This window comes from Arthrobacter sp. MDT2-34-1 (assembly GCF_059091365.1).
On record NZ_JBNHGO010000004.1, the window covers coordinates 136,512 to 161,021 of the forward strand.

Sequence of the window (24,510 nt, forward strand, 5' to 3'; positions counted from 1 at the left end):
CGTCAGTCGCTGACGATGGAGGTTTCCGGACCCAGCTGGCGCGCGAGACCGGAGTCCAGCAGCGGCTGCAGCACGGCCAGCACAGCGGTCATCGAGTCGTCCACCTCCAGCTGCACCGGGTACTGCGCCACCAGCATGGCCAGCAGCGCCCGCACCGCGGCCTCGGCGTCCTCGGCCGGCAGCGCGGTGTCATATCCCAACAGCACGTCCGCCGGGGCGTCCGTGCGCTCATGCGTGTAGCTGACGGCGAAAGCCTGGATGGTGCCGCCGTCGGACTTGGGGGCGCTGCGCAGCACCACCGCTCCGCCGGCCCCCGCGCTCTCGCTGAGCAGCATCTGCTGGGCGCGTCCCACGGTCATGTCCGCCCGGTCCCACACGTGCACCGAGTTGTAGAAGTCGGCCACGGCCCGGGTCAGTTCCACCGACCCGGTGGCCGCCTCCTCCAGTTGCGGACCGGTTTCCCCGAGGTCGGGCAGCGGCAGCGCGCCGGGCGAGACCAGCACCACGCGCGAGCTCTGGATCTGGGTCAGGCCGGCGGCCCGGGCGAAGGCGGCGCCGGAGGTGTCCGGCTCCACCTTCGCCCGCAGCTTCCGCACGCCCGAGGGCGCGTGCTCGGCCTCGGCGCGGAGCCGTGACAGCAGGTCACGGGCGACCCCGGCGCCGCGGTGGTCGCGGGCAACCTCGACGTACACCCACAGCCGGTCCGGATGCAGGCTGGTCTCGTACACGGTGCCTGCGGCAACGGCTATCCCCTGGTCTTCGGCAACGATGCACCGCGACCACGGCTGGTCGGCGGACGGGCGGAGCATGGCACGGAAGTGACCGGCCTGGCCGGTTTCCGGGTCGCCCCAGACCTCCAGCAGGGCCAGGTCATCGTCCTCGCGCCAGTCACGGTAGGTCAGCTGGGCCATGGTTCTCCTTCAGGGGTGGGCTGCTCTGATCGGGCGGCTGGACGGTTGCCGCCGCGGCTGCGGACGCGCGGTCCGCGGCCGGTTCAGGCTCCGATCAGGCGGGCTGCCAAATATGCTTCGACCTTGTCCAGGGAGACCCGTTCCTGGGCCATCGAGTCACGCTCACGGATGGTCACCGCCTGGTCCTCGAGCGTGTCGAAGTCCACCGTGATGCAGAACGGCGTGCCGATCTCGTCCTGCCGGCGGTAGCGGCGGCCGATGGCACCGGCGTCGTCGAAGTCGATGTTCCAGTTCTTGCGCAGCGCCTCCCCCAGCTCCTTGGCCTTGGGCGAGAGGTCCTCGTTGCGGGACAGCGGCAGCACGGCGGCCTTGACCGGGGCCAACCGCGGGTCCAGCCGCAGCACCGTGCGCTTGTCCACGCCGCCCTTGGCGTTCGGTGCCTCGTCCTCGGTATACGCGTCCACCAAAAAGGCCATGAAGGACCGCGTGAGCCCGGCGGCCGGCTCGATCACGTACGGGGTGTAGCGCTCGTTGGTGGCCTGGTTGAAGTAGCTCAGGTCGGTGCCGGAGTGCTTAGAGTGGGTGGACAGGTCAAAGTCCGTCCGGTTGGCGATGCCTTCCAGCTCGCCCCATTCCGAGCCCTGGAAGCCGAAGCGGTATTCGACGTCGGTGGTGCCCTTGGAGTAATGGCTCAGCTTGTCCAGCGGGTGCTCGAAGAGGCGGAGGTTGTCGCGTTTGATGCCCAGGTCCACGTACCACTGCAGCCGGGCGTCGATCCAGTACCGGTGCCACTCTTCGTCCGTCCCGGGCTCCACGAAGAATTCCATTTCCATCTGCTCGAACTCGCGGGTGCGGAAGATGAAGTTGCCCGGGGTGATCTCGTTGCGGAAGCTCTTGCCGATCTGGCCGATGCCGAACGGCGGCTTCTTCCGCGAGGTGGTCAGGACATTGTTGAAGTTCACGAAGATGCCCTGCGCGGTCTCCGGGCGCAGGTAGTGCATGCCTTCTTCCTGGGCGACCGGGCCCAGGAAGGTCTTCAACAGGCCGGAGAATTCCTGGGGTTCGGTCCACTCGCCCTTGGTGCCGCAGTTGACGCATGCGACGTCCTTCAGCCCGTTTTCCGGGGCGCGGCCCTTTTTCTCCTCGTACTCTTCTTCGAGGTGGTCGGCGCGGTAGCGCTTGTGGCAGTTGAGGCACTCCACCAGCGGGTCGGAAAAGACGTCCACGTGGCCGGACGCTTCCCAGACCTGGCGCGGCAGGATGACCGACGAATCCAGTCCGACCACGTCGTCGCGGCCGCGGACCATCGTCTGCCACCACTGGCGCTTGATGTTTTCCTTCAGCTCGACGCCGAGCGGCCCGTAGTCCCATGCGGAGCGGGATCCACCGTAAATCTCACCAGCCTGGAACACGAAGCCGCGGCGCTTGGCCAGCGAGATAATCGAATCGAGGGCTGATTTGGCTGCTGCCATGAGGTGGTTCTCCGTATCTCTCCAGGGCCGCTGGGTGCGGTCCGAGGGTTGTCATGGCACAGATCCGCCCGGCTGCTGCAGGCACGGATCGGCGCATAGCGAAGCTACAACGTTAGCCTACCGAAAACGGGAACCCGAACCCGAACCGCGCGGATGCATCGACAGGCATCAGGCATGATGGTTCCATGGCTTCCGACGATATCCATGACGTGCCGATCCGCGACGAGATGATCCGGCTCGGCCAGCTGCTGAAGCTGGCCAACCTCGCCGACGACGGGATCCAGGCCAAGGAGTTCGTCGAGAACGGACTGGTCCAGGTTAACGGCGACATCGAAACGCGCCGCGGCCGGCAATTGCACGCCGGCGATACGGTCAGCTGCAACGGCCAAACGGTGCGGGTCAGCCGCGGCTGACCCGCACGCAGCCGTTTGCTACTTCCCCTGCAGCACCTTGTAGGTCAGGAACTCCTTCACATGCGCCAGTTCCTGGGCGTTGATGCCGTGGCCGATGCCGGGGTAGAGGACCTTGGTCAGGTCCACATGCTCGTTCGTCCAGGCGTGGGTGAACTCGATCTTGTCCGGGGTGATGACCTGGTCCGCCTGGTCCCGGCCCCAGAAGAGCGGGGGCTTGATCGCCTTGACCGCATCGTCGCGGAAAAAATCGTTGCCCGCGGCCGGCACGGCGAATCCGGACAGGCCGACCACCGCGGCGATTTCCTCCGGGCGGTGCCGCAGCACCGAGGTGGCCACCGCCATGCCCATGGAAAAGCCCAGCACCGAAACGCTGCTGTGCTGGTCCTTGACTCCGTCCAGCCAGGACACCACGTCGCTGACGGCCTTCGTGACCTTGTCCACGGAAAAGTCCGGCTCGTGCATCAGGGGGAACCAGGTGAAGCCTGGCCCCATCGCCACCGGCGCGCGCACCGCCGCCACGGTGAATTCCTCCGGCAGTCCGGGCACCAGGCCCATCAGGTCCTGCTCGTGGGATCCGTAGCCGTGGAAGAGCACCAGCAGGGGCGTCCCCGCCCGCTCCTCTTCGGGTTTGGACCAGGCAACGACGGGCTGATAAGCAGTTTCAGTCATGGGTTCCATGATGGCACAAAGAGCCCATTGCTTGAAAGTTAAAGCTTCTTAGGGTGTCGGATCTCCCAGGGCCCGGGCACCCGAGCCGGTGCCCGGGAGGCCTCAGACCGCGGGCTGCCCGGCCGCGCCGCTCCGTTCGACGTGCGCCGTCAGCTCGGCGACGAACCGTTCCGGATACTCCACGTGCGGCGAATGTCCGCAGTTGTCGAGCAGCACCTCGGTGAAGCGCCCGCCGTTGGCCGCATACTTTTCCAGCACCGCCCGGGTCTGCGCGACCATCGGCTGCGGCGGGGCCGCCTCCTCCCCCGGCCAGCCGGGCACCAGACCGGCCTTGCCGAGGCAGTTCAGGTCGAAGAATGAAGCATCGGAAACGATCGCATCGCTGTCGCCGCGGATCCAGAGGATATCCGGCTTGACTGCCAGGTCAACAAGGCCGCTGGCGTCGAAGACCCCCGGCGCCATCGTGTTCAGCACCCCCCTGCGTCCGGGAGCGAAGCCGGGCCAGTTCGGCGAGGGGACGGAATCGCCCGGATAGTTGTCGCGGCCGGTCTTGGTGCTGAGCATCGATTCGACCCAGATGCGTTCGTAGGGCGACTGGAACCCGGCGTGCACATAGGTCGAGCGGTAGACCGACAGCGGCGAGGCAGGCGCGTCGCCGCTGGTGTCCCTGGCTGCCAACCGCGCCACGAAGTCGGGGTTGGCGCCCCCGCCGCCGGTGCCGGCGTCGTCCCCGGTGAGCCTGCGCCCCTCCGGTCCAGCCGTCCCGCCGAAGCCGTACGGCGAGACCGGAGCCTGGAGCGTCAGGCTGCTGACCGGATGCTCCAGCGCGTATTGCATCACCACGCCACCGCCCATGCTCCACCCCACCAGGTGCGCGGGCGCCAGTTGCAGGGTTTCCAGCGTGGCATGAAGATCGTCCGAAAAGTCACGCAGCCCGCGGGCGGCGTCCACCGGCGCCGGGTCCGTCTGGCCGAAACCCCGCAGGTCCACCGCGAGCACGCGGTAGTCGGCCGGCAGCGCCTGCATCGCCTCCTGCCAGAACAGCGCGGAGGAAACATTCCCATGCACCAGGACCACCGGCGTGCCGTAGGGCCGGTCGCCGTCGCGCTCAAGGATGTTCACCGTCAGCCGCTCCGTCGGCACACGCCGCGCCACGATTCCCGCCAGCAATTCCATCCCTGCTCCTCGAGGTCGAGGCGGCCGCCGTTGGCCGCGTCAAGCACACAGTAGTCGGTAAACCGAGCAGTGACCATCACTTTCTGAAAGGTGATTCAGGTATTGGTTGTCGACCTTCTGTGCATCCTCCGCGGCTTGTTGGGAGAATGTACTTGTGAGTAACTTGTCCCTTCCCGAAACACAAGCGCCCATCGCCGCGGCCCGCCATCCTTGGAGCCGTTTCGTTGCCCTGGGTGATTCGTTCACTGAAGGCATCGGCGACCCGGACCCCGGGAGCCCGGGCGGACACCGCGGATGGGCCGACCGCGTGGCCGAGGAACTCGCCCGCGGCCACCATGACTTCGCCTACGCGAACCTCGCGATCCGCGGCCGCCTGCTGCAGCAAATCATCGATGAACAGGTCGAACCGGCCCTGGCCCTGCAGCCGGACCTCATTTCGATCTGCGCGGGCGGCAATGATGTGATCCGGCCGGGCGGCGACCCGGACGCCCTGGCCGAGAAGTTCGACCGCGCCGTCACCCGGCTGGCAGCGTCGCAAGCCACCATCGTCCTGTTTACCGCGCCCGACATCGGCGATACACCCGTCATCGGCAGTGTCCGCGGCAAGGCCGCGATCTACAACGAGAACCTGCGCACGGTGGCGGCACGCCATAACGCCGTCGTGGCCGACATGTGGGCGCTGCGCCAGCTGAAGGCACCGCAGATGTGGGCACCTGACAGGCTGCATTTCTCCCCGCTGGGGCACCACACCATCGCGGCCATGGTGCTGGACGCCCTCAACGTGGAGCATTCGCTGCAGCCCGAGACGCCCAAACCGTTGCCACCCAAGAACTGGCGCACCGCCCGCACCGAGGACCTGGTATGGGCCCGCCAGCACCTGGTCCCGTGGGTCCTGCGCCGGGTCCGCCACCAGTCCTCGGGCGACGGGATCCTGCCCAAGCGGCCGGCCGCCGACCCCTTCTTCGGTCCGGGCATGCCTCCCGGCGCGGCCGGGTAACAGGAGCAGCCGTGCAGCAGCCGAGTCCCCAGGAGATCCGCCGTCACCGGCTGCGGGCACAGCGGCTGTGGGACAGCCCCCGGGACGACGCCGCCGCCGCCTTGTGCTGGCTGCTCGCCTTCCAGTCCCAGGAATATGCCTATGCCCGCTGGTCGCTGGCCCAGCGCTGCGGCGGACCGGCACGGGACAACGCTGCGGAGGTGGATGCGGCGATCGCCGGCGGACGCATCCTGCGCACGCATGTCCTGCGGCCCACCTGGCACTTTGTGGCCGCCGAAGACCTGCGCTGGCTGATGCTGCTCTCCGGCCCCCGCCTCAAGGCAGGAAACAAGGGCCGGGACCGGCAGCTGGGACTGGACGAGGCAACGGTGGCGCGCAGCAACGACGTGCTGGCCGCGGCCGTCGCCGGGGGCCGGCACCTGACCCGGGACGAGCTCGCCGCCCGGCTCGCCCAGGCGGCGCTGCTGAAGGACGACGGCGCGAGGCTGAACGGAGCGACGCTGCGCGGGCAGCGGCTGGGGCATCTGGTGTTCCATGCGGAAATGGACCGGGTGCTGGTGAACGGGCCTCCGCGGACCTCCGGGTCGGGCGCCGTGCAGCAGACGTATGCGGCCTTCGACGAGCGGGTACCGCCGCTGGCCGCGGACTTCGACCGCGACGCGGCGCTGGCCCAACTGACCGGGCGGTACTTCACCAGCCGCGGACCGGCGACCTTGAAGGACTGTTCCGACTGGTCCAAACTGCCTCAGGCGGACGTCAAGCGCGGCCTCGAAGCCGGGGGCCGAGACGGACTGGAACTGTTCGAAACCGAGGGGCAACAGCTCTGGTACTCCCCCGCCGCCGGGACGATCGGCGGCGCCGCAGCCGCGGCGGGCGACGGACACCCGCGGGCGGACCTGATCCAGTGTTACGACGAATACGTCATGGGTTACACCAAAACCCGCGGCTATCTGGGCGGCAGCGCGCCGGCGGCGCCGGGCGGCGACGTGCCGATCCACGTGCTGCTGTTGGACGGACGGATGGCCGGCAACTGGAGACACGTCCTCCGGCCCGGCTCCGCCGAGCTGCGGCTCAAGCCGCTGCGGGTCTTAAGCGAGCCGGAGCGGCAGGCCGTGGACGACGCGGTGGAACGGTACGGGGCCTTCCTGCGGCGGCCGGTATCGCTCGAACTGACCTGACGCTCCGCTCCCCCCGATCGGGCGCGGCGGTGGGAATCGGCGCGGAGGGCGCGCACCGACGTCGTACCGAGGCCGCTGTCACGCGGGCCGAAAAGTCAGGCGGGCGCGAAGAACGCCTCGGTGAGGGCCTCGTGCAGCTGGTGGATGTCGGTGAGGAAACCGTCGTGGCCCAGCGGCGTCTCGATGGTGTGGACCTTGACCGCCCCGGGCAGCGCCTCGGCCAGCTGCCGCGACTGTTCCGGGAAGTACAGGCGGTCGGAATCCACCGCGGCGACGAAGAACTGCGTGTCGGTGAGGCCGCCCAGCGACTGCTCCAGCGAGCCCCGGCCCCGGGCAACGTCGTGGCTTATGAGGGCCTCGGTGAGCAGGATGTAGCTGTTGGCGTCGAAGCGCGCGACGAGCTTGTCCGCCTGGTAGTCAAGGTAGCTTTCCACGGCATAGCGGCCACGGGCGGACGGCGTAATGCCGCCGAACGGCTGCTCCTCCGCCTGCGGCTTGCGGCCGAACCTGTACTCCAGCTCCGGCTCCGAGCGGTAGTTGATGTGCGCGATCCGCCGGGCGATACCCAGTCCAGCCTCGGGAGCGGGGCCCCCGTAATAGTCGCCGCCGGAGAAGTACGGGTCCAGCCGGATGGCCGCGACCTGCGCCTGCGCGAAGGCAATCTGTTCGGCGGTGCTCGCGGCGCCGCACGCCAGGACGGCGCACCGGGCCGTGCGCTCCGGGAACGTAGCCGCCCATTCAAGCGCGCGGGCGCCACCCATCGACCCGCCGAGCACCGTGTGCCAGCGCCGGATCCCCAGCGCGTCGGCCAGCCGCGCCTCGGCGCGGACCGAATCGCGGATCGTGACGAACGGGAAGCGTGAACCCCACGGCGTCCCGTCCGGAGCCGGCGACGAGGGACCGGTGGAGCCGTAGCAGCCGCCAATCATGTTGGCGGCCACGACGAAATAGCGCTCCGTGTCGATCGTGGCACCGGGGCCTACCAGGTCGTCCCACCAGCCGTCCTCGTCCGAGTAGCCGCGTGCGACATGCGTGCTGCCGGTCAGGGCATGCTGGATCAGGACGGCATTGGACGCGTCCGCATTCAGGGTGCCCCAGGTCTCAAAGCCGAGGACCACCTCGGGCAGATAGCCGCCGGCTTCCAGCTCCAGCGCACCAACCGGCATCCGGCGCAGGATGCCGTCGGTTGCCTGTTCCACCAGTTCCTGCGGTTGCACTATCGTCACGCTGCGCTCTACCTGCTTGCCTAGTCGTCCGCACCCTTGGCGGCGCGGAAACCGGCCTCCAGGTCGGCGATGATGTCGTTGACGTTCTCGATGCCTACCGACAGCCGGACCAGACCGTCGGTCACCCCGGCTGCGACCCGTTCCGCGGCCGAGAGTTGGGCATGGGTGGTCGACGCCGGGTGGATCACCAGCGAGCGCACATCGCCCAGGTTGGCCACGTGCGAGTGCAGTTCAAGGCCGTCCACAAAGCGCTTTCCGGCCTCGATGCCGCCCTTGATTTCGAACGCGACGATGGCGCCGGTCCCCTTCGGGCCGTACTTGCGGCCGCGCTCATACCAGGGGCTGGAGGGCAGGCCGAGGTACGCGACGGAGGCAACGTCGTCGTGCTCTTCCAGGAATTCGGCCACCCTCTGAGCGTTGGCCACATGCCGCTCCACGCGCAGGCTCAGCGTCTCCAGCCCTTGGGCAATCAGGAAGGCATTGAACGGCGAGATGGCGGACCCCAGGTCGCGCAGCAACTGCACCCGGGCCTTGAGGATGTAGGCCAGGTTGGCGCCCAGAGCGCCGTTGACGCCGAGGTCGCGGGCGAAGACCAGCCCGTTGTAGGTGTCGTCCGGCGTGTTGAACCCCGGGAACCTTTCGGGGTCGGCGGCGAAATCGAACGTGCCGGCGTCGACGATCACGCCGCCGATCGCCGTCCCGTGGCCGCCGAGGTACTTGGTGGCCGAGTGGAGCACGATGTCGGCCCCCCACTCGATCGGGCGGATCAGGTACGGGGTGGACAAGGTGTTGTCAACGATCAGCGGCACGCCGTTTTCGTGGGCGATGGCGCTGACCGACTCCAGGTCCAGCACGTCCTGGCGCGGGTTGGAGACGACCTCGCCAAAGAACGCCTTGGTGTTCGGCTTGACGGCATCGCGCCACTGCTGCAGGTTGTCCGGATCCTCGACGAAGGTGACCTCGATGCCGAACTTGGGCAGCGTGGTGCGCAGCAGGTTGTAGGTGCCGCCGTACAGGCTGGGGCTGGCCACGATGTGGTCGCCGGCCTCGGCCAGGTTGAGGATGGAGAACGTCGACGCGGCCTGGCCCGAAGCAAGCAGCAGGGCGCCGACGCCGCCCTCCAGGTTGGCGATCCGGGTCTCGACCGCTTCCTGGGTGGGGTTGCCGATCCTGGTGTAGATGGGTGCCAGTTCGGACAGGGCGAACCGGTCGGCCGCGCTCTGCGCGCTGGGGAACACGAATGACGTGGTCTGGTAGATCGGCAGTGCGCGGGCGCCCGTGGCGGCGTCCGGCTCCTGCCCTGCGTGGATCTGACGGGTTTCAAAGGACCAATCGGCGTTGGACATGGTGCAACTCCTTCACTGGAAGGGGCCATCCGGGATCCGGCCGTGCCGGCATGTCTGTCCCGGGTGTGACCCGCGCTTGCGCACCGCCTTATGGCGGCTGCCTGGTCTTCACCCGGGGCACCCCACCGCGGTTGGAGGGTTGCCGGCCAGCAAACCGGGGTTTTGCGCTGGCACTCATGACCTGCCTCCAGTCTCCGCAGACAAGCCGGCGGCCGCAACAATATGACACCTTATGACTGGGCACCGGTCTCCGGACCGCCTGTCCGACCGTCCGCTTCGTCACTGTTGCCGGCGCGTGCCGGGGAGGCGGAATTGCTGTCCGGAACGGCGCGTTCCCCACGAGCCGCAAATTGAGTGACTTAGGTCACCCTAAGTCGAGAGCGGGTTCACAAAGTGCCAAGATAATGCCATGCGCTTCGACCATGTTTCTTATGCCGCTGAACCCGACGGTCTGGCTGCCACCTCAGAGCGGATCTCCAAAGCCCTAGGCATCGACGCCGTCAAGGGCGGGGTTCATCCCCGCTTCGGCACCCGCAATATGATCTTCCCCCTCACCGACCACCACTACCTGGAGGTCGTGGAGGTGCTCGACCACCCCGCTTCCGACAAGGCCCCCTTTGGCCAGGCAGTGCGGGCGCGGTCGGAAGCCGGCGGCGGTTGGATGGGCTGGTGCGTGGCGGTCGACGACCTGACCCCGTTCGAAGAACGGCTGGGCCGCCACGCGGTTCCCGGCAACCGCAAGTTCCCGGATGGGCAGGAACTGAGCTGGCAGCAGATCGGGATCAAGGGCCTCATCGCCGACCCGCAGGTGCCCTACATGTTGCGCTGGGATGACGGCACCGAACCGCTGCACCCGTCCAACGCCCGCCCCGCCACGGTCAAGCTGATCGGCCTGACCATCGCCGGCTCTTCCGAGCGGGTGGCGGACTGGCTGGGCACGCCGGTCGACGGCCTGCTGGACGACGTCAAGGTCGCCTGGACGGCACCGAACGGTACGCCGGGCATCCTGTCCGTCCGCTTCGAAACCGCCAACGGGATCGTGGAACTGTAAGTTCTCCCGGCATCGCTCCGTTTCGGGCGTCCGCTCCGCGTTATAGAAGGAGCAGACGCCCGAAACGGAGCTTTTGCGTTCACAAGCCCTCCAGATCGACCTGCAGGGCAGCGTTTTTCCACACAGCTCCTCCCCGCGTGCCCGACCGCCATGAGGCCGCCGAGGCTGTCCCGTATGGACGTGAAACTGATCTATGTGAGGGACCTGGAGAAGTGGGGTCCAGGACGCCGGGATGTCGCCCGACAAGCTGCGGAAGGACAATTGGTCCGCTTGCGGCGCGGCGTGTATGCGGCCGCCGGGGAATACTCGCGGTTGCCATGGTGGGAGCAGCAGCGCCTACACATAGAGGCCGCCGTCGGCACCGGACGCACCGACAGAGTCCTTGTCCAGCGCTCTGCGGCGGCGGTGTGGGGACTTCCGGTAATTGGCCGCTCTCTAGACGTGGACTTGTTGGCTTACAACGGCACGCATGGTCGGTCCCGTGGCGGAATCCGGTGGCATCGCAGGGAACTTTTGGAACCCCTCGTTAGCCGCAACGGCTACCTGATCACTTCCCGGGCACAAACCGTTGTCGATGTGGCGGCGCATAGTCCCTTCGCTGAGGCCGTTCCCGCAATGGACCATGCGCTTCGCGTGGACCGCCACCTCGGCCTTCCCGCCCTGCAGGCCACCCGGATTCTTGATCTGGCCGGTTCTTTGCCACCGGGAAAGTCAAACCGCGTGAAACGGGTTCTCGCCTTCGCCGATCCCGCCTCGCAGTCGCCAGGCGAATCGTACTCCCGGGCTCTGATGTACCTGAACCACTTCCCGGAGCCGTTACTGCAGTACCCTGTCTTCGATTCGCAGGGAGTTCGTGTCGGCATCGTCGACTTCTACTGGGAACAATTTCGTCTCGCCGGCGAATTCGATGGTGCAGGAAAATACTCCCGAAACGAGTACCTTCGGAGCCGTAGTCCCGCCGACGTAGTGGAGGCGGAAAAGAGGCGGGAGGACCGCATTCGGGCGACGGGGGCGGGCATGGTTCGCTGGATGTGGGACGCGCTCCAGCCCACAGGTACCGACACACCACTGGGCATCGTCCGGTCCCTTTCCATGGCGGGCCTTCCCCAGGATAGGTGGAACAACTCGTGGACGGGCATGTAGCGGTCAATTCTCCCCGGCACCACTCCTGACTTGGGGGCGAGCCGTTGCGAAGGTTTCGGCTGCGGCTCTGGAGACAGCCGGAGCACGTGTACCAGGCTCCAATAGATGGCCGGCAACTCTTTTGTGCCCGCTACGTGCCGATGCCGATGGCCGGCAACTCTTTGTGCCCGCTACGTGCCGATGCCGATGGCCGGCCCCAGCAGCGTGTAGCCGACGAAGCCGGCAATATCCAGCAGCGCGTGCGCCACCACCAGCGGCATCACCCGCTTGGCCTTTGTATAGGCGTAGCCGAAGACCAAACCCATGAGGAAGTTCCCGATGCCCGGCCCGATGCCCTGGTAGAGGTGGTAGGTCCCGCGCAGGGCGGCGCTGACGAAGATCGCGGACCAGATGCCCCAGCCGAACTTCGCGAAGCGGTTGAAGAGGTAGCCCACCATGACCACCTCTTCGAGGACCGCATGCCGCAGCGCGGACAGGACCAACACCGGAACCGTCCACCAGTATTCATCCAGGGCCGCCGGGACAATGGCGGTGGTGATTCCCAGCGCCCGGCCGGCGGCATAGACGCCCAGCGTCCCGACACCGATCACCAGCGCGAGCAAAAAGCCCAGGCCGAAGTCCAGCCGCGGCCGGGAAAACGTGAACCCGATCGCCCGGAAGGCCGACCGTCCGGGACCGGTCATCAAAAACAGCACCAGGGCCACCGGCACCAGCGCAAAGACGATGCCAAGCATTTGGTACACGAAATCGAAGAGTTCCCGCTCGTTCAGCACCGGGTTCAGTGTGGTCGTCTGCGAGGCCAGCGGAGCGCGGGTCATTTTTTCCAGCAGGTTCACCACGGCATAGACCGCCGACTGCCCGAGCGAGAGTCCCAGGACGATGAGCACTTCCGCCCGGTAGTACTTGACCGTGCGCGGCGTGCTCGCGGTGGCGACCCTCTGCTTGTCCATAGCCTCCATCTTGCCAACAGAACCGCGGGAGTCATCGGCCTGGGGCGCTTCCGTTCCGTGCGCGGCTGCTCCCGTGGCCCGCGTCGGCGCCGGGAACGCTTGGCTGCTACAAGTCCAGCAGCAGGCGCCGGCCCTTGCATCGCGACACGCAGATCATCATGGTGTCTCCGGCCTCGCGCTCGTCGTCGGACAGCAGCGAGTCACGGTGGTCGATCTCACCACCCAGGACGGGGGTTTCGCAGGTGCCGCAGATCCCCTCCCGGCAGGAATTCAGCGGGTGGATCCCGACCGCTTCGAGGGCCTGCAGAATCGATTCCCCGGGTCCCACCGGAACCTCGGTGCCGTCGGCCAATTCGACCGTGAAGGCCGAGTCCCCCGCCTCCGCCGGCGGCTCGGCCGTCCCGGAGGCTGTGAAGCGCTCACAGTGGAAACGCCCGGGGTTGTCCCAACCGTCCGCGATCGATTGAATCACGTTGAGCAGGGGTCCGGGTCCGCAGGCGTAAACGTGTGTTGCCGGCGGCAATTCGTCCAAGAGTCCGGCCAGCGGGTAGAAGCCGCTTTCGTCGTCGGCGTGGATATGGATGTCGCCGTCGAGCGCCTGGATTTCGTCGAGGAACGCCATCGAAGAACGGCTTCGCCCCAGATAAAGCAGGCGCCAGGGCACGCCGGCTTCGGCAGCTTCCCGGATCATCGGCAGAATCGGGGTGATGCCGATGCCGCCGGCGATGAACACATAGCCGGCGGCGGGAGCCAGAACGAAGTTGTTGCGCGGTCCCCGGACCTGGATCTTGGTGCCGGGCCTGAGCATGTCGTGCACGTAGGCGGAGCCGCCGCGGCCCTCCGGCTCGCGCAGTATGCCAAGCCGCCAGGCGGAGCGGTCCGCCCGCCGGGAGCACAGCGAGTACTGGCGCAGGAGGCCGTTGGGCAGGAGCACGTCGACATGCGCCCCCGCGTCCCACTCCGGCAGCTCCTCCCCCAGCGGATGTTCCAACTGGAGGGAGACCACGCAGTTGGACTCGTGGCTGATCGACCGGACTTCGACGTCGAAAAATTCTTCATTCATGGTGGCACTCACAGGGGTATCAGGCTGCTGCCGGTTCGGCGAGAACGGAGGCCAGGAAGGCCCTGGTTCGTTCGTTTTGCGGATTGGTGATGACGTCCCGGGCGGGCCCCTCTTCCACGACATGACCGTCGTCCATGAAGACCACGCGATCGGCGACGTCGCGGGCGAAATTCATTTCATGCGTCACCACCACCATCGTCATGCCGGACATGGCCAGGTCCTTCATCACCTTCAGGACCTCTCCCACCAATTCGGGATCCAAGGCGGAAGTGGGCTCGTCGAACAACATCAGCTTCGGTTCCATGCACAGGGCACGGGCGATCGCCACCCGCTGCTGCTGGCCGCCGGAAAGCTGGCGCGGATACGCGTCCGCCTTTTCGCTCAGGCCGACTTTTTCCAGCAGCGACTTGGCTCTGGCCACCGCTGTCGCCTTCCGCTCCTTCCGGACCAGACGCGGCGCCTCGATGAGGTTTTGCAGGACGGTCATGTGCGGAAACAGGTTGAACTGCTGGAACACCATGCCGACGTCGGAGCGGCTGTGGCAGATATCGTTGTGGCTTTGTTCGTAGAGCCTGTTGCCCTTGAGGTCGTAGCCGACGATCTTCCCGTTGACCCACATCCTGCCGCCGTCGATGACTTCCAGGTGGTTGATGCACCGCAGGAAGGTGCTCTTCCCGGATCCTGAGGGGCCGATGAGGCACACCACCTCGCCCTGCTGGACGTGCAGGTCAATCCCCTTCAGAACACGGTTCGAGCCGTAGTTCTTGCAGACCCCGTTCGCCTTGACCATCGGTTCGGCACCGTTCGCTGCTGTCATTTCTTGCCGCCTTTCAGGGAGAGTGCGTCATGGGTCGCGAAGAACCGCTTTAGCTGCTGGAACGGCGTCGGCGGCAGGTTTCGCTGGTTGCCGCGGGCGAACCGCCGCTCCAGGTAGTACTGGCCGACGGTGAGGACCGAGGTGATCAGCAGGTACCAGAGGCTGGCCACAATGAGCAGCGGGATGGTCTCGAACGTGCGTGCGTAGATGATCTGCGCCGAATACAGCAGCTCCGGAACCGAGATCACGCTCACCAGGGCGGTGGTCTTGAGCATGCCGATGGTCTCATTCCCGGTGGGCGGGATGATCACGCGCATCGCCTGCGGCAGCACGATGCGCCGCATTGTCTGCAGCTTCGTGATGCCCAGCGCTCCTGCGGCCTCGGTCTGTCCGTGGTCAACGGAGAGGATGCCGGCCCGGACAATCTCGGACATGTAGGCACCCTGATTCAGGCCGAGGCCGAGGATCGCCGCCGTCATCGGCGTAATGAACTGATTCGCATCCAGGTGGACCCCCGGGATGCCCAGGGTAATGACCGGGTAAAGCGCGGCCAGGTTGAACCAGAACAGCAGCTGGACCAGCACGGGGGTGCCGCGGAAGAAGTGCACGTAGGCGAAGGCAGCGCCGCGCACCACGGGATTGACCGACAGCCGCATGACGGCAAGGACCACCCCGAGCACGATGCCAATGGCCATGCTGATGGCGGTGAGTCCCAGCGTGACGAGTATGCCCCGGCCGATGGAGATGTCGCGCAGATACATCGCCACCACGTCCCAACCGAAGTTCGGGTTGGTAAAAACGGAGTGCAGCAGCAGTCCGCCGATCAGGAAGATCAGGGCTGCAGCCAGCCAGCGGCCGGGGTGTTTGGCCTTGACGATGGTGTAGTCATCGACCGGTGTGGCGACCGGCTCGCTTCGGGCAGTCACGGCAGTCATCAGCTGGTTCCCTCTTTCGCTACTTCGCCTCGAGCGCGTCGGCCGAGATCAGCACGGTCTTCGGGAAGTCCCACTTGGCGCCGATTTCCTCGTAGTGGCCATCGGCGATGATGCCCTTCACCGCCTCGGTCACGGCTTCCGTCATGCCGGAGTCCTTGGCCAGGGCAATGCCGAAGGGCGCGGGATCGTAATCCTCGCCCTCGGCCAGTTCGAACTGCCCCTTGGCTTCCTTGCCCTGGAAGGCCAGCGGCATGCTGTCGGCGATGACCCCGTCGACGCGGCCGGACGTGAGCGCGAGGTTGGCGTCCGTCTGCCCGGGGAAGTTTTGGATCTTGATCGCTTCCTTGCCGGCGGCCGTGCATGCCTTGGAGAACTCCGGCAGGTACTCCATCGACTGGATGGATCCCTTCTGGCCGCCGATCTTCTTCCCGCACATGGTCATGGGGTCCATGGAGATGCCCAGCGGATTTCCGGGAGCAACGGCGATGCCCGTGCCGGTGTTGAGGTACTCCACAAAGTCGACGATCTTCTCTCGTTCGGGCGTCACCGAGAAGGCCGACATGGCCATGTCGTACTTCCCGGAGGCCAGGCCCCCCAGGATGGTGTCAAAGGTTGCCGGAACGTGCTCCACTTCCAGTCCCAAGGCCGCGCCGACGGCGTCGGAGAAGTCGACGTCAAAGCCGATCATCGTCTGGTTGTCGGTGTCGTAGTACTCGAAGGGGGCGTAGGTCGGGTCGGAGGCGACCTTCAGTTTCCCGGAGGCCAGGATCCCCTCCGGCAGCAGGTCCCGGGCTGCTTCGTTGACCTCCACGGACCCCGTTGCGGCGCCGGCGGCGGCCGGAGCGGCGGTGCCAGCGGAGCCCGCGGCCGAACCGGAGGCGTTCGTGCAGGCGGCCAGGGACAGCGCGGCCAGCAGCACTGTGCCGGTGAGGAGATTGGCACGGACGGCACGGTGACGTGAATGACGCATGGACTTTCCTTTCATGGGCCGGACGGCGTTGTCCGGTTTTGGATATCCGCACTGATCAGGAGTCGATCAGCGCCTCGGTGCTTCAGTTTCAGGTGCAGGGCGCAGCACGCGGCTCCGAATGAAACCGTGGCCGCCGCGGGACGGCCAGCGCGCCCGTCCCGCCGATCCGCGGGCCGTGCGTTGCGTGGTGCAAGCTGCAGGTGGTCAGGCCGTGGCCGTCAAGGGACCCATCGCAGCACCTTGGCCTTTCGCGGGGCGAGGGTGATGACTTGGACGGCGGACTCTCCCGCCGCGAGCGAGAGCCGGATAGTCTCCGCGTCCTCTCCTTCGACGATGAACACGTCGCCGGCCCGCAACCAGCGTTCCCACGGGCCGTCCTCGGCGGCGACCAGCGCCTCGCCGGCCAGTCCGGTCACCAGCAGCTGCTCGCCGGGCCCGCGCTGCAGCGTGCCGGTGTAGTTGCCGGTGTAGCGCTGGCTTTCGGAGGCAATGTAGTTGTCGTCGGCTTCGAGTGCGACGGCGGGCTCGGGGCCGGATTCATCCAGCGCAACCGTCCAGCGCCACGGGTCGCCGCGCTCGGCCGAATCCGGACACGCCGCGAGGATCTTGGCGCCCGACTCGGCCGAGGTCTCCGCGCCGAGCGCATTGGCTCTAATCAGCATCCACATGCGGGCACCTAGGCCGTCCTGGGAGCAACCGGCTCCCGGCGGGGAGCCGAACCGAGGGCGGACTTGGCCGGCTGCTCCTTCTTGAGCAGCGCGGCCAGGATGCGCCGCGCCTTTGCGACCCCGCCGTCCTGGGCGATCAACACATCGAACTCGCCCGCGGGCCGGGTCTGCATCCCGATTTCCTGCGCTTCCAGCGCGGACGCGTCCTCGTCCAGCACGGTGGCCAAACCGACCCGGAGGTCCTCGGTCGCCTGCTCGTTGTCGACGGCGAAGTTGCGGCTGAAGGCGTAGTAGTACCAGGAATTGTGCTGGTCGATGGGCGTGATCCCGTTGAGGACCTTGATCAGGAAGCCCTCTTCGCGCGGCTTGCCCTCCCCGGTGATGCCGGAGTGCAGGACATGCAGGTTGGGCACGAAGAACTCGGTGCAATGGAAACGGTCGAACAGCCCGCGGGCGTCCATGGTTTCGGCATAGAGCGGCGGCGCTTCGACCGAGGGCATCAGGCGGTCGACGCTGACCACGTTGCCCTCGACCTCCACGGTGATGCCGTGTTCGTAGATGTAGTCGTCGCCCACGGTGGTCTTGTGCAGGAAGGACTCATGGGTCAGGTCCAACAGGTTGTCGTGGATCAGGTCGGCCCGGCACTTGAAGTGGTACGAATGGGTGACGGTGGCCCACTCGGGGTCCACCATCCAGTGGGTATCCGGGACATCGGCCGGGTCGGCCAGTTCCGGATCGCCGGTCCACACCCAGATCCATCCGTCCTGCTCCACCACGGGGTATTTGCGCACCTTCGCGCGCTCCGGGATCGAGGACTGGGCCGGCACCTTGGTGCACATGCCGTCCGGGCCGTAGGTGAAACCGTGGTAGCCGCACTCCACCGAATCGCCGATCGTGCGGCCTTCCGAGAGCGGGAAGGCACGGTGCGCGCAGCGGTCCGCAAGGGCAATGGCTTCGTTGTCCTGGGTCCGGAACAGGACGATCGGCTGCTCGCAGATGACCCGCCGCACCGGCTTGCGGGTGACCTCCGTCGACCACGCCGCCACGTACCAAGTGTTCAGCACATACATTTTAAGGTTCTCCTCCAACAGGTGTGTATACACTGTATTCAGAGCTGCAATGTGACGTCAAGCACTTTCAGCTAAACGTTGGCAAGTTACGCGTTTGGCCGCTTTTGCCTCGAAATCCATGTCCTGCTTGGCGGCAGGGCTATAAAGTGCACTCAATGAAACCCAAAAGGAGGCCATCGTGGCTGCGATACCGAATGACGTGAGGCCGCTGGCGGTCCGGGTCCACGAGCAGCTGAGCGCCGACATCATCAGCGGATCCATCGAACCGGGTTCAGCCCTGGCCCAGGAGTCCGTGGCGGCACAATACGGTGTCTCCCGCACGCCCGTCCGCGACGCGCTCACCCAGCTGACGCTGGAAGGACTGACCACCCTCGTCCCGGGCAAGGGTTATATCGTCAACCAGCTCGACGAGCGTGAGATCGAGAACGTCTTCAAGGTGCGCTATGCCCTGGAAGCACTCGCGGTCCGGGACGCCATCGGGTCCTACACGCCGCAGCAGCTCGTGCGGCTCGGCGGCCTCGTGGACGAGACGGAAATCGTCGACCCGCAGGACAGCGGTGAACTCTTCCGGTTGGGCAGGGCCTTCCATCTGGCCCTGATCGAACCCTCGGACAACGACTACCTGCGCGGCGTGATCTCCTCCATCTGGAACCATCCCATCCAGCACCGGATCACGTTGACGTACCGGCAGGGGCCGGAGCACCAGGCCAAGGTCATCCACGATCACCGCAGCATCCTCCAGGCACTGAAGGACCACGACGCCGAGCGTGCCGTCGAGGTCCTTGCCCACTGCCATGACGTGAAAGACCCCAACCGCTACGAACATATCGGCTGAGGACCGCTCCCGGCCTTCAGGATCCGGAGCGGGCCGGACCGGGCCTGCAGTATCCCGGGGCGGGCCGGACGCCCTAGGCCCCCACGGCCGAGCGCACGCCCGCCCGCCACACCGCGGCGGTCAGGGGCATGCCGGGCCGGTAGGCGAGGTGGGTGGCCGACGGGGCGTTGAGCAGGTGCAGGTCGGCCCGATGGCCGACGGCGAGGGACCCGACGGCACGCTGGCCTTCGGCATCGACCCCGGCATGCCGCCCGAGCGCCAGCGCCCCGCCATAGGTGGCGGCCCGGACCGCCTCGTGCACGCTGAGTCCCATCTGCAGGACGGCGGTGGTGACGCAGAAGTTCATGGAACTCGTGAACGAGGTCCCCGGGTTGCAGTTGGACGCCAGGGCGATTTCGACGCCGGCATCGAGCAGTTGCCGGCCGGGCGCCAGCGGCTGGCGGGTGGACAGGTCGCAGGCCGGCAGGCAGGTGGCCACGGTGCCGCGCTCCCCCGTGCCGCTGGCCCGGTCCCAGCCGGCCCAGCTGCCGGCGAGCGCTGCGACGTCGTCGTCGTTCAAATAGTTGACGTGGTCCACGCTGGCCGCCCCAAATTCCACGGCCAGCCGCACGCCGGGACCTTCACCCAGCTGGTTGCCGTGCACGCGCAGCCCGAGGCCGGCGTCGCGGCAGGCCGCCAGCACCCGGCGTGATTGGGCCTCGGTGAAGGCCCCGCGTTCGCAGAACACGTCGGCCCACTGCACGTACGGCCTCACCGCCGCGAGCATGTCCCCGCAGACCAGGTCGGTGTAGTCGTCGGCGTCGATGCCCGCCGGCACCAGGTGCGCCCCGAGGTAGGTGACCTCATCGGCCACGGTGGACGCGATGCGGGCGCTGCGGGCCTCCTGCTCCACGTCCAGGCCGTAGCCGGTCTTGGTCTCCAGGTAGGTGGTGCCGCCGGCGGCCGCCTCCGCCACCCGGGCCAGCAGCAGGCGCGTGAGGTCGTAGTCGCTGGCCTCGCGGGTGGCGCCGGTGGTGACGGCGATCCCGCCGGCCTGGTAGGACTGGCCGGCCATCCGTGCCTCGAACTCGGCGGTGCGGTCTCCGGCAAAGACCAGGTGCGTGTGCGAATCCACCCAGCCCGGCAACACGGCCCGCCCGCCGGCGTCGAACTGTTCGTCGGCATCGGGGGCCTGTGCCGCGGGCCCGAGCCAGGAGATGCGCTCCCCCTCGATGATCACCGCGGCGTCGTGCAGCACGGAGTCCGCGCCGCGGGCCGGGTCCTGCGTGTGCAGTTCGCCGATGTTGGTGACGACAGTGCTCATTCAAACTCCTTCAGGGCGTCGGCCAGCAGCTCGGCCGGCCAACCCAGGCGCCGGTGGCGGCCGTTGACGGCCAGCAAGTCACCGGCAACGACGACGGCGGAAACGTCCGCTGCGCTGGCGCTCAGCGGCAGTTGCCCGGGCTTTGAGCCTACCGTGCGGACGCTGCCGGGGTTCACGGCCATCAGGTCGCAGGCCATTCCGACGGCGATGCCGGCCACCGGGGTGCCCATCGCAGCGGCGGCTCCGGCGGACACCGAATCCAGCAGCTCGGCCGGTGCAAACCGGCCGCGCTGGCCGCTGGCCAGCCGTTCTCCGTGTTCCAGCGCCCGCATCTCCAGCCAGGGGTCGATGACGGCGTGCTGGTCGGTGCCGACGGCGATCCGGGCGCCGGCGTCCGCCAGCTCCCGGGCCGGGCCGATGCCGTCGGCGAGATCGGCTTCCGTGGTCGGGCACATCACCACGGTGGCACCGGCTTCCCCGAGCAGCGAGATGTCCCCCGCGGTCAGGTGCGTGGCGTGGACGGCGCTCAGGCGTGGCGACAGCAGCCCGTGCCGGGCCAGCAGGCCGGCCGGCGTCACCCCGTAGGCGGCCAGGCAGGCCTCATTCTCGGCCGGCTGCTCGGAGAGATGGATGTGCAGCGGCAGGCCCTCGGGCAGGTGCTCGGCGATGAGCGGAAGCGCGGCTTCGGGCACCCCGCGGACCGAGTGCAGGGCGGCGCCCACCGTGATCCGCGCCGGGTCGAACCGGTCCGCAACCACGCGGCGCAGCGAGTCGAGCCGGGCCAGCCAGGCCTGCACGTCGCCGTCGCCGAAGCGCTGCTGCTCCGGCGCCAGCGGGACGCCGATGCCGCCGGCCAGGTAGCAGGTGTCCAGCAGGGTCAGCCGGATGCCGGCCGCCTCGGCGGCCCGGCACAGCGCCAGTTCCATCGCGTGCCCGCCGTACCCGGGGGTCTCCGGATCATCGCCCGCCGGACCGGACCGGTGCCTGCCGCGGCTCCCGCCGGCCGCGCTTCCGGGCCCGTACGGGCTGCCGTCCGGGCGGTGGTGGACGTAGTGGAACTCCGCCACGCTGCTGAAGCCGGCCGCCACCATCTCCGCGAACACCGCCGTCGCCAGGCGCTCGTAGTTTTCCGGGGTCAGCGTCCCGGCCGCGCGGTACATCTGCTCCCGCCACGTCCAGAAGTCGCCCCGGCCGGCGTGGGTGCGGCCCCGCAGCACCCGGTGGAATGCGTGCGAGTGCGCGTTGGCGGCGGCGGGAAAGACCACGCCGTCGAGCACCAGCACGCCGTCAGCCGGATCGGGCCGGGGCGCCGTGCCCACGTGCGTGATCGTCCCGGCGTCGTCGCAGCCCAGCAGGACTCCCTCGGCCACGCCGGCGGGGCCCAGCCAGGCGCGCTCGCACCAGATGCTGCTCACAGCAGTGCCTCGAGCACGTCCGCCAAGGCTTCCGCGCCGGCGTCCGCGTCCCAGGGCTCCACGTATTCCTCCGGGGAGTGCGAGATGCCGGAGGGGTTTTTCACGAACAACATGCCGGACGGCACCCGCGCGGCCAGCACGCCGGCGTCGTGCCCGGCACCGGTGGCCAGCACCGGCGCGCCGGGCAGGGCGTTCTCCAGCTGGCGCTGCAACGCGGAGTCGAAGTGCACGGTTCCGCTGTAGGACTCTTCCGTCAGCGAGACGGAGCAGCCCTCGAAGGCGGCGATCTTCTGGGCCTTCCCGTGGATGGCCTCGACCAGGTGCGCGGTGACGGCGTCGTCCGGGTGCCGGGCGTCCAGCCACAGGTCCACCCGCGAGGCGATCACGTTGGTGCCGCCGGGCACCGGCTGGAGGCGGCCGACCGTGGCGCGGGCGTCGGGCTGCTTGGCCGCGGCCTGCTGTACGGCCAGGATGATCTGCGCCGCGGCGACCATCGGATCGGCACGGTCGGCCATCAGGGTGGTGCCGGCATGGTTGCCCTGGCCGGTGACACTGATCCGCCACCGCCCGTGGCCCAGGATGGAACTGCCAACGGCGATGGTCGGGCCGTCCTCGCCCAGGCCGCGGCCCTGCTCCACATGCAGCTCGATGAAGTCGCCGATCCGCGCCAGCGCCTCCTCGTCGCGCCCCAGATGCGCAGGATCCAGCCCGTTGGCCCGGGCGACGTCGGCGAACGTGTCGCCGCTCTCGTCGCGCAGGTTCCGGGCCTTGTCCGGATCGATGGCGCCGGCCAGCAGCCGCGAGCCCAGGCAGGCCACACCGAACCGCGATCCTTCTTCTTCCGGGAAGACCGTGACGGCCAGCGACCGGTTCGGCTCGACGCCGCGATCCTTGAGGAGGTCCACGGCGGCGAGCGCGGAGGCGACGCCCAGCGGCCCGTCGAAGGCGCCGCCGCCGGGAACCGAATCCAGATGGCTGCCGGTGACCAGGGCGCCGGGCTGCGGCTCGCCCCACCACGCCCAGATGATGCCGTTGCGGTCCGTCTCCACGCCCAGCCCGCGCCGTTGGGCCTGTTCGATGAACCAGTCGCGCAGGCCCAGTTCCGCGGTGGAATAGACCGGCCGCGAATACCCGCCGCGTAGCGCGTCACGGCCGACGTCGGCAATGGATTCCAGGAGGGAGGACACAGTTTCCATCTGCGCCTACTTGCCCATCGGGATGTGGACGCCCCGTTCGGCCGCGACCTCGACGGCGCGGTCGTAGCCGGCGTCCACGTGGCGGATCACGCCCATCCCCGGATCGTTGGTCAGCAGCCGCTCCAGCTTCTGCGCCGCCAACTCGGTGCCGTCCGCCACCGACACCTGGCCGGCGTGGATGGAGCGGCCGATGCCGACGCCGCCGCCGTGGTGGATGGACACCCATGTGGCCCCGGAGCTCGCGGCGGTCAAGGCGTTCAACAGCGGCCAGTCCGCGATGGCGTCCGAGCCGTCGGCCATCGCCTCGGTCTCCCGGTACGGCGAGGCGACGGAGCCGGAGTCCAGGTGGTCGCGGCCGATCACGATCGGCGCCGAGACCTTGCCCTCGGCCACCAGCCGGTTGAAGAGCAGCCCGGCCTGGTGGCGCTCGCCGTAGCCCAGCCAGCAGATGCGCGCCGGCAGCCCCTCGAACTCCACCCGCTCGGCCGCAGCATCCAGCCACCGGTGCAGGTGCTCGTTCTCCGGGAACAGTTCCTTCAGGGCTGCATCGGTCACCTCGATGTCCTTCGGGTCGCCCGAGAGCGCCACCCAGCGGAACGGGCCCAGTCCCTCGCAGAACAGCGGCCGGATGTAGGCCGGGACGAAGCCCGGGAACTCGAAGGCGCGCTCGCAGCCGCCCTTGCGCGCCTCGTCGCGGATCGAGTTGCCGTAGTCGAACACCTCGGCTCCGGCGTCCTGGAACTCCACCATGGCCTGCACGTGCCGGGCCATGGACGCCTGCGCCTTCTTGGTGAAGCCGACCGGATCGGCCTGGGCCTCGCGCTGCCAATCCGCCACGGAAATGCCTTCCGGCAGGTACGACAGCGGATCGTGGGCCGAGGTCTGGTCGGTGACCACGTCCACGGTGATCTCGCCGGCCCGGTGCCGGCGCAGGATCTCGGGGAACACCTCCGCCGCGTTGCCCACGTAGCCCACCGACCAGCCGCGGCCTTCTTCCTTGGCCCTCATGGCCTTCGCGACGGCGGTGTCCAAATCCGTCTCCACCTCGTCCAAGTAGCGTTTGCCCACGCGGCGGCGGAGCCGGGCCTCGTCCACGTCCACGATCAGGCAGGCGCCGTCGTTAAGGGTGACCGCCAGCGGCTGGGCTCCGCCCATGCCGCCGCAGCCGCCGGTCAGTGTCAGCGTTCCGGCCAGCGTGGGCGACGCTGTCTTGCCGGCCTCGTGCAGCTTGGCGCCGACGGCGGCGAAGGTCTCGAAGGTGCCCTGCAGGATTCCCTGGGTGCCGATGTAGATCCAGGACCCGGCCGTCATCTGGCCGTACATCATCAGCCCTTCGGCCTCCAGGCGGCGGAATTCCGGCCAGTTGGCCCAGTCGCCCACCAGGTTCGAGTTAGCGAGGAGCACGCGCGGGGCCCAGGGGTTGGTGCGCAGCACGCCCACGGGCTTGCCGGACTGGACCAGCAGCGTCTCGTCGTCTTCGAGTTCCGCCAGCGTCTTGACGATCGCGTCGTAGGCTTCCCAGGAGCGTGCGGCGCGGCCGGTGCCGCCGTAGACCACCAGGTCCTCGGGGCGTTCCGCCACTTCGGGATCCAGGTTGTTCATCAGCATCCGGAGCGGAGCCTCGGTCTGCCAGCTCTTGGCGGTGAGGGTGGTGCCCCGGGAAGCCCGGATGCGGCGGGAAGGGTCGTGCTGGGTGAACGTCATCG

Annotated in this window: 23 protein-coding genes and 1 riboswitch; of the genes, 6 read left to right on the forward strand and 17 right to left on the reverse strand. The window is 68.0% G+C overall.

Annotated features, from left to right (window positions below):
• Nucleotides 1-2: 2 nt before the first annotated feature.
• Complete coding sequence (locus AC5RVV_RS16525) at nt 3-911, reverse strand: GNAT family N-acetyltransferase (RefSeq protein ID WP_494002480.1); 909 nt, start codon at nt 909-911, stop codon at nt 3-5.
• Between the two features lie 83 nt (nt 912-994).
• Complete coding sequence (locus tag AC5RVV_RS16530; protein ID WP_494002481.1) at nt 995-2,383, reverse strand: glycine--tRNA ligase; 1,389 nt, start codon at nt 2,381-2,383, stop codon at nt 995-997.
• A 185-nt stretch (nt 2,384-2,568) separates the two neighbouring features.
• Between AC5RVV_RS16530 and AC5RVV_RS16535 the strand changes: the two genes are divergently transcribed.
• Entirely contained in the window at nt 2,569-2,796 is a 228-nt protein-coding gene (locus AC5RVV_RS16535) for an RNA-binding S4 domain-containing protein (protein WP_494002482.1), read from the forward strand.
• Nucleotides 2,797-2,814: 18 nt separating this feature from the next.
• Here the strand turns inward: AC5RVV_RS16535 and AC5RVV_RS16540 are convergent, their stop codons facing one another.
• Nucleotides 2,815-3,465, reverse strand: coding sequence for an alpha/beta hydrolase (locus AC5RVV_RS16540; protein ID WP_494002483.1), 651 nt, complete (start codon nt 3,463-3,465; stop codon nt 2,815-2,817).
• Nucleotides 3,466-3,567: 102 nt separating this feature from the next.
• Nucleotides 3,568-4,641: an alpha/beta fold hydrolase gene (locus AC5RVV_RS16545; RefSeq protein WP_494002484.1), complete on the reverse strand. Its 1,074-nt coding sequence runs from the start codon at nt 4,639-4,641 to the stop codon at nt 3,568-3,570.
• A 154-nt stretch (nt 4,642-4,795) separates the two neighbouring features.
• Between AC5RVV_RS16545 and AC5RVV_RS16550 the strand changes: the two genes are divergently transcribed.
• Together AC5RVV_RS16550 and AC5RVV_RS16555 are read left to right on the forward strand one after the other, a co-directional pair.
• Nucleotides 4,796-5,638, forward strand: coding sequence for an SGNH/GDSL hydrolase family protein (locus AC5RVV_RS16550; protein ID WP_494002485.1), 843 nt, complete (start codon nt 4,796-4,798; stop codon nt 5,636-5,638).
• Nucleotides 5,639-5,649: 11 nt separating this feature from the next.
• Nucleotides 5,650-6,816, forward strand: coding sequence for a winged helix DNA-binding domain-containing protein (locus AC5RVV_RS16555; RefSeq protein WP_494002486.1), 1,167 nt, complete (start codon nt 5,650-5,652; stop codon nt 6,814-6,816).
• 95 nt (nt 6,817-6,911) lie between these two features.
• Here AC5RVV_RS16555 and metX read toward each other — a convergent pair whose 3' ends face one another.
• Both metX and AC5RVV_RS16565 read right to left on the reverse strand, forming a co-directional pair.
• A complete protein-coding gene (metX, locus tag AC5RVV_RS16560; RefSeq protein WP_494002540.1) occupies nt 6,912-7,982 on the reverse strand; it encodes a homoserine O-acetyltransferase MetX in 1,071 nt (356 codons plus the stop codon).
• Between the two features lie 80 nt (nt 7,983-8,062).
• A complete protein-coding gene (locus tag AC5RVV_RS16565) occupies nt 8,063-9,388 on the reverse strand; it encodes a bifunctional o-acetylhomoserine/o-acetylserine sulfhydrylase (protein WP_494002487.1) in 1,326 nt (441 codons plus the stop codon).
• A 67-nt stretch (nt 9,389-9,455) separates the two neighbouring features.
• Nucleotides 9,456-9,570: riboswitch (SAM riboswitch) on the reverse strand.
• A gap of 227 nt (nt 9,571-9,797) precedes the next feature.
• On the opposite strand from AC5RVV_RS16565, the gene AC5RVV_RS16570 reads away from it, so the two are divergent.
• Both AC5RVV_RS16570 and AC5RVV_RS16575 read left to right on the forward strand, forming a co-directional pair.
• On the forward strand, nt 9,798-10,439 hold the full coding sequence (locus AC5RVV_RS16570; RefSeq protein ID WP_494002488.1) for a VOC family protein: 642 nt from the start codon (nt 9,798-9,800) through the stop codon (nt 10,437-10,439).
• 174 nt (nt 10,440-10,613) lie between these two features.
• Nucleotides 10,614-11,582, forward strand: coding sequence for a hypothetical protein (locus AC5RVV_RS16575; protein WP_494002489.1), 969 nt, complete (start codon nt 10,614-10,616; stop codon nt 11,580-11,582).
• A gap of 170 nt (nt 11,583-11,752) precedes the next feature.
• Here AC5RVV_RS16575 and AC5RVV_RS16580 read toward each other — a convergent pair whose 3' ends face one another.
• From AC5RVV_RS16580 to AC5RVV_RS16610, 7 genes are all read right to left on the reverse strand, one after another.
• Nucleotides 11,753-12,532 (reverse strand): CPBP family intramembrane glutamic endopeptidase, encoded by a 780-nt coding sequence (locus tag AC5RVV_RS16580; RefSeq protein WP_494002490.1) that lies wholly within the window; start codon nt 12,530-12,532, stop codon nt 11,753-11,755.
• Nucleotides 12,533-12,638: 106 nt separating this feature from the next.
• Entirely contained in the window at nt 12,639-13,595 is a 957-nt protein-coding gene (locus tag AC5RVV_RS16585; RefSeq protein ID WP_494002491.1) for a PDR/VanB family oxidoreductase, read from the reverse strand.
• Between the two features lie 19 nt (nt 13,596-13,614).
• Nucleotides 13,615-14,412, reverse strand: coding sequence for an amino acid ABC transporter ATP-binding protein (locus AC5RVV_RS16590; RefSeq protein ID WP_494002492.1), 798 nt, complete (start codon nt 14,410-14,412; stop codon nt 13,615-13,617).
• Nucleotides 14,409-15,347 carry an amino acid ABC transporter permease gene (locus AC5RVV_RS16595; RefSeq protein WP_494002493.1) on the reverse strand — a complete coding sequence of 313 codons (939 nt, stop codon included), beginning with the start codon at nt 15,345-15,347 and terminating at the stop codon, nt 14,409-14,411. The genes AC5RVV_RS16590 and AC5RVV_RS16595 overlap by 4 nt, the downstream gene beginning before the upstream one ends.
• Nucleotides 15,348-15,366: 19 nt before the next feature.
• Nucleotides 15,367-16,317, reverse strand: coding sequence for an ABC transporter substrate-binding protein (locus AC5RVV_RS16600; RefSeq protein ID WP_494002494.1), 951 nt, complete (start codon nt 16,315-16,317; stop codon nt 15,367-15,369).
• A gap of 218 nt (nt 16,318-16,535) precedes the next feature.
• Entirely contained in the window at nt 16,536-16,985 is a 450-nt protein-coding gene (locus AC5RVV_RS16605) for a hypothetical protein (protein WP_494002495.1), read from the reverse strand.
• A gap of 8 nt (nt 16,986-16,993) precedes the next feature.
• Nucleotides 16,994-18,073 (reverse strand): aromatic ring-hydroxylating dioxygenase subunit alpha, encoded by a 1,080-nt coding sequence (locus AC5RVV_RS16610; protein WP_494002496.1) that lies wholly within the window; start codon nt 18,071-18,073, stop codon nt 16,994-16,996.
• Between the two features lie 160 nt (nt 18,074-18,233).
• Between AC5RVV_RS16610 and AC5RVV_RS16615 the strand changes: the two genes are divergently transcribed.
• Complete coding sequence (locus AC5RVV_RS16615) at nt 18,234-18,890, forward strand: GntR family transcriptional regulator (RefSeq protein ID WP_494002497.1); 657 nt, start codon at nt 18,234-18,236, stop codon at nt 18,888-18,890.
• Nucleotides 18,891-18,963: 73 nt separating this feature from the next.
• Here the strand turns inward: AC5RVV_RS16615 and hutI are convergent, their stop codons facing one another.
• From hutI to hutU, 4 genes are read right to left on the reverse strand one after another with little or no spacing between them, the layout of a single operon-like run.
• Nucleotides 18,964-20,193 carry an imidazolonepropionase gene (hutI, locus tag AC5RVV_RS16620; RefSeq protein WP_494002498.1) on the reverse strand — a complete coding sequence of 410 codons (1,230 nt, stop codon included), beginning with the start codon at nt 20,191-20,193 and terminating at the stop codon, nt 18,964-18,966.
• Entirely contained in the window at nt 20,190-21,608 is a 1,419-nt protein-coding gene (locus AC5RVV_RS16625; protein WP_494002499.1) for a formimidoylglutamate deiminase, read from the reverse strand. The genes hutI and AC5RVV_RS16625 overlap by 4 nt, the downstream gene beginning before the upstream one ends.
• The gene (locus tag AC5RVV_RS16630) at nt 21,605-22,804 is read right to left on the reverse strand and encodes an allantoate amidohydrolase (protein ID WP_494002500.1); all 1,200 of its coding nucleotides are present in this window, start codon (nt 22,802-22,804) and stop codon (nt 21,605-21,607) included. Before AC5RVV_RS16630 ends, AC5RVV_RS16625 begins: the two co-directional genes overlap by 4 nt.
• Nucleotides 22,805-22,810: 6 nt before the next feature.
• Entirely contained in the window at nt 22,811-24,508 is a 1,698-nt protein-coding gene (hutU, locus tag AC5RVV_RS16635; protein ID WP_494002541.1) for a urocanate hydratase, read from the reverse strand.
• Nucleotides 24,509-24,510 lie beyond the last annotated feature (2 nt).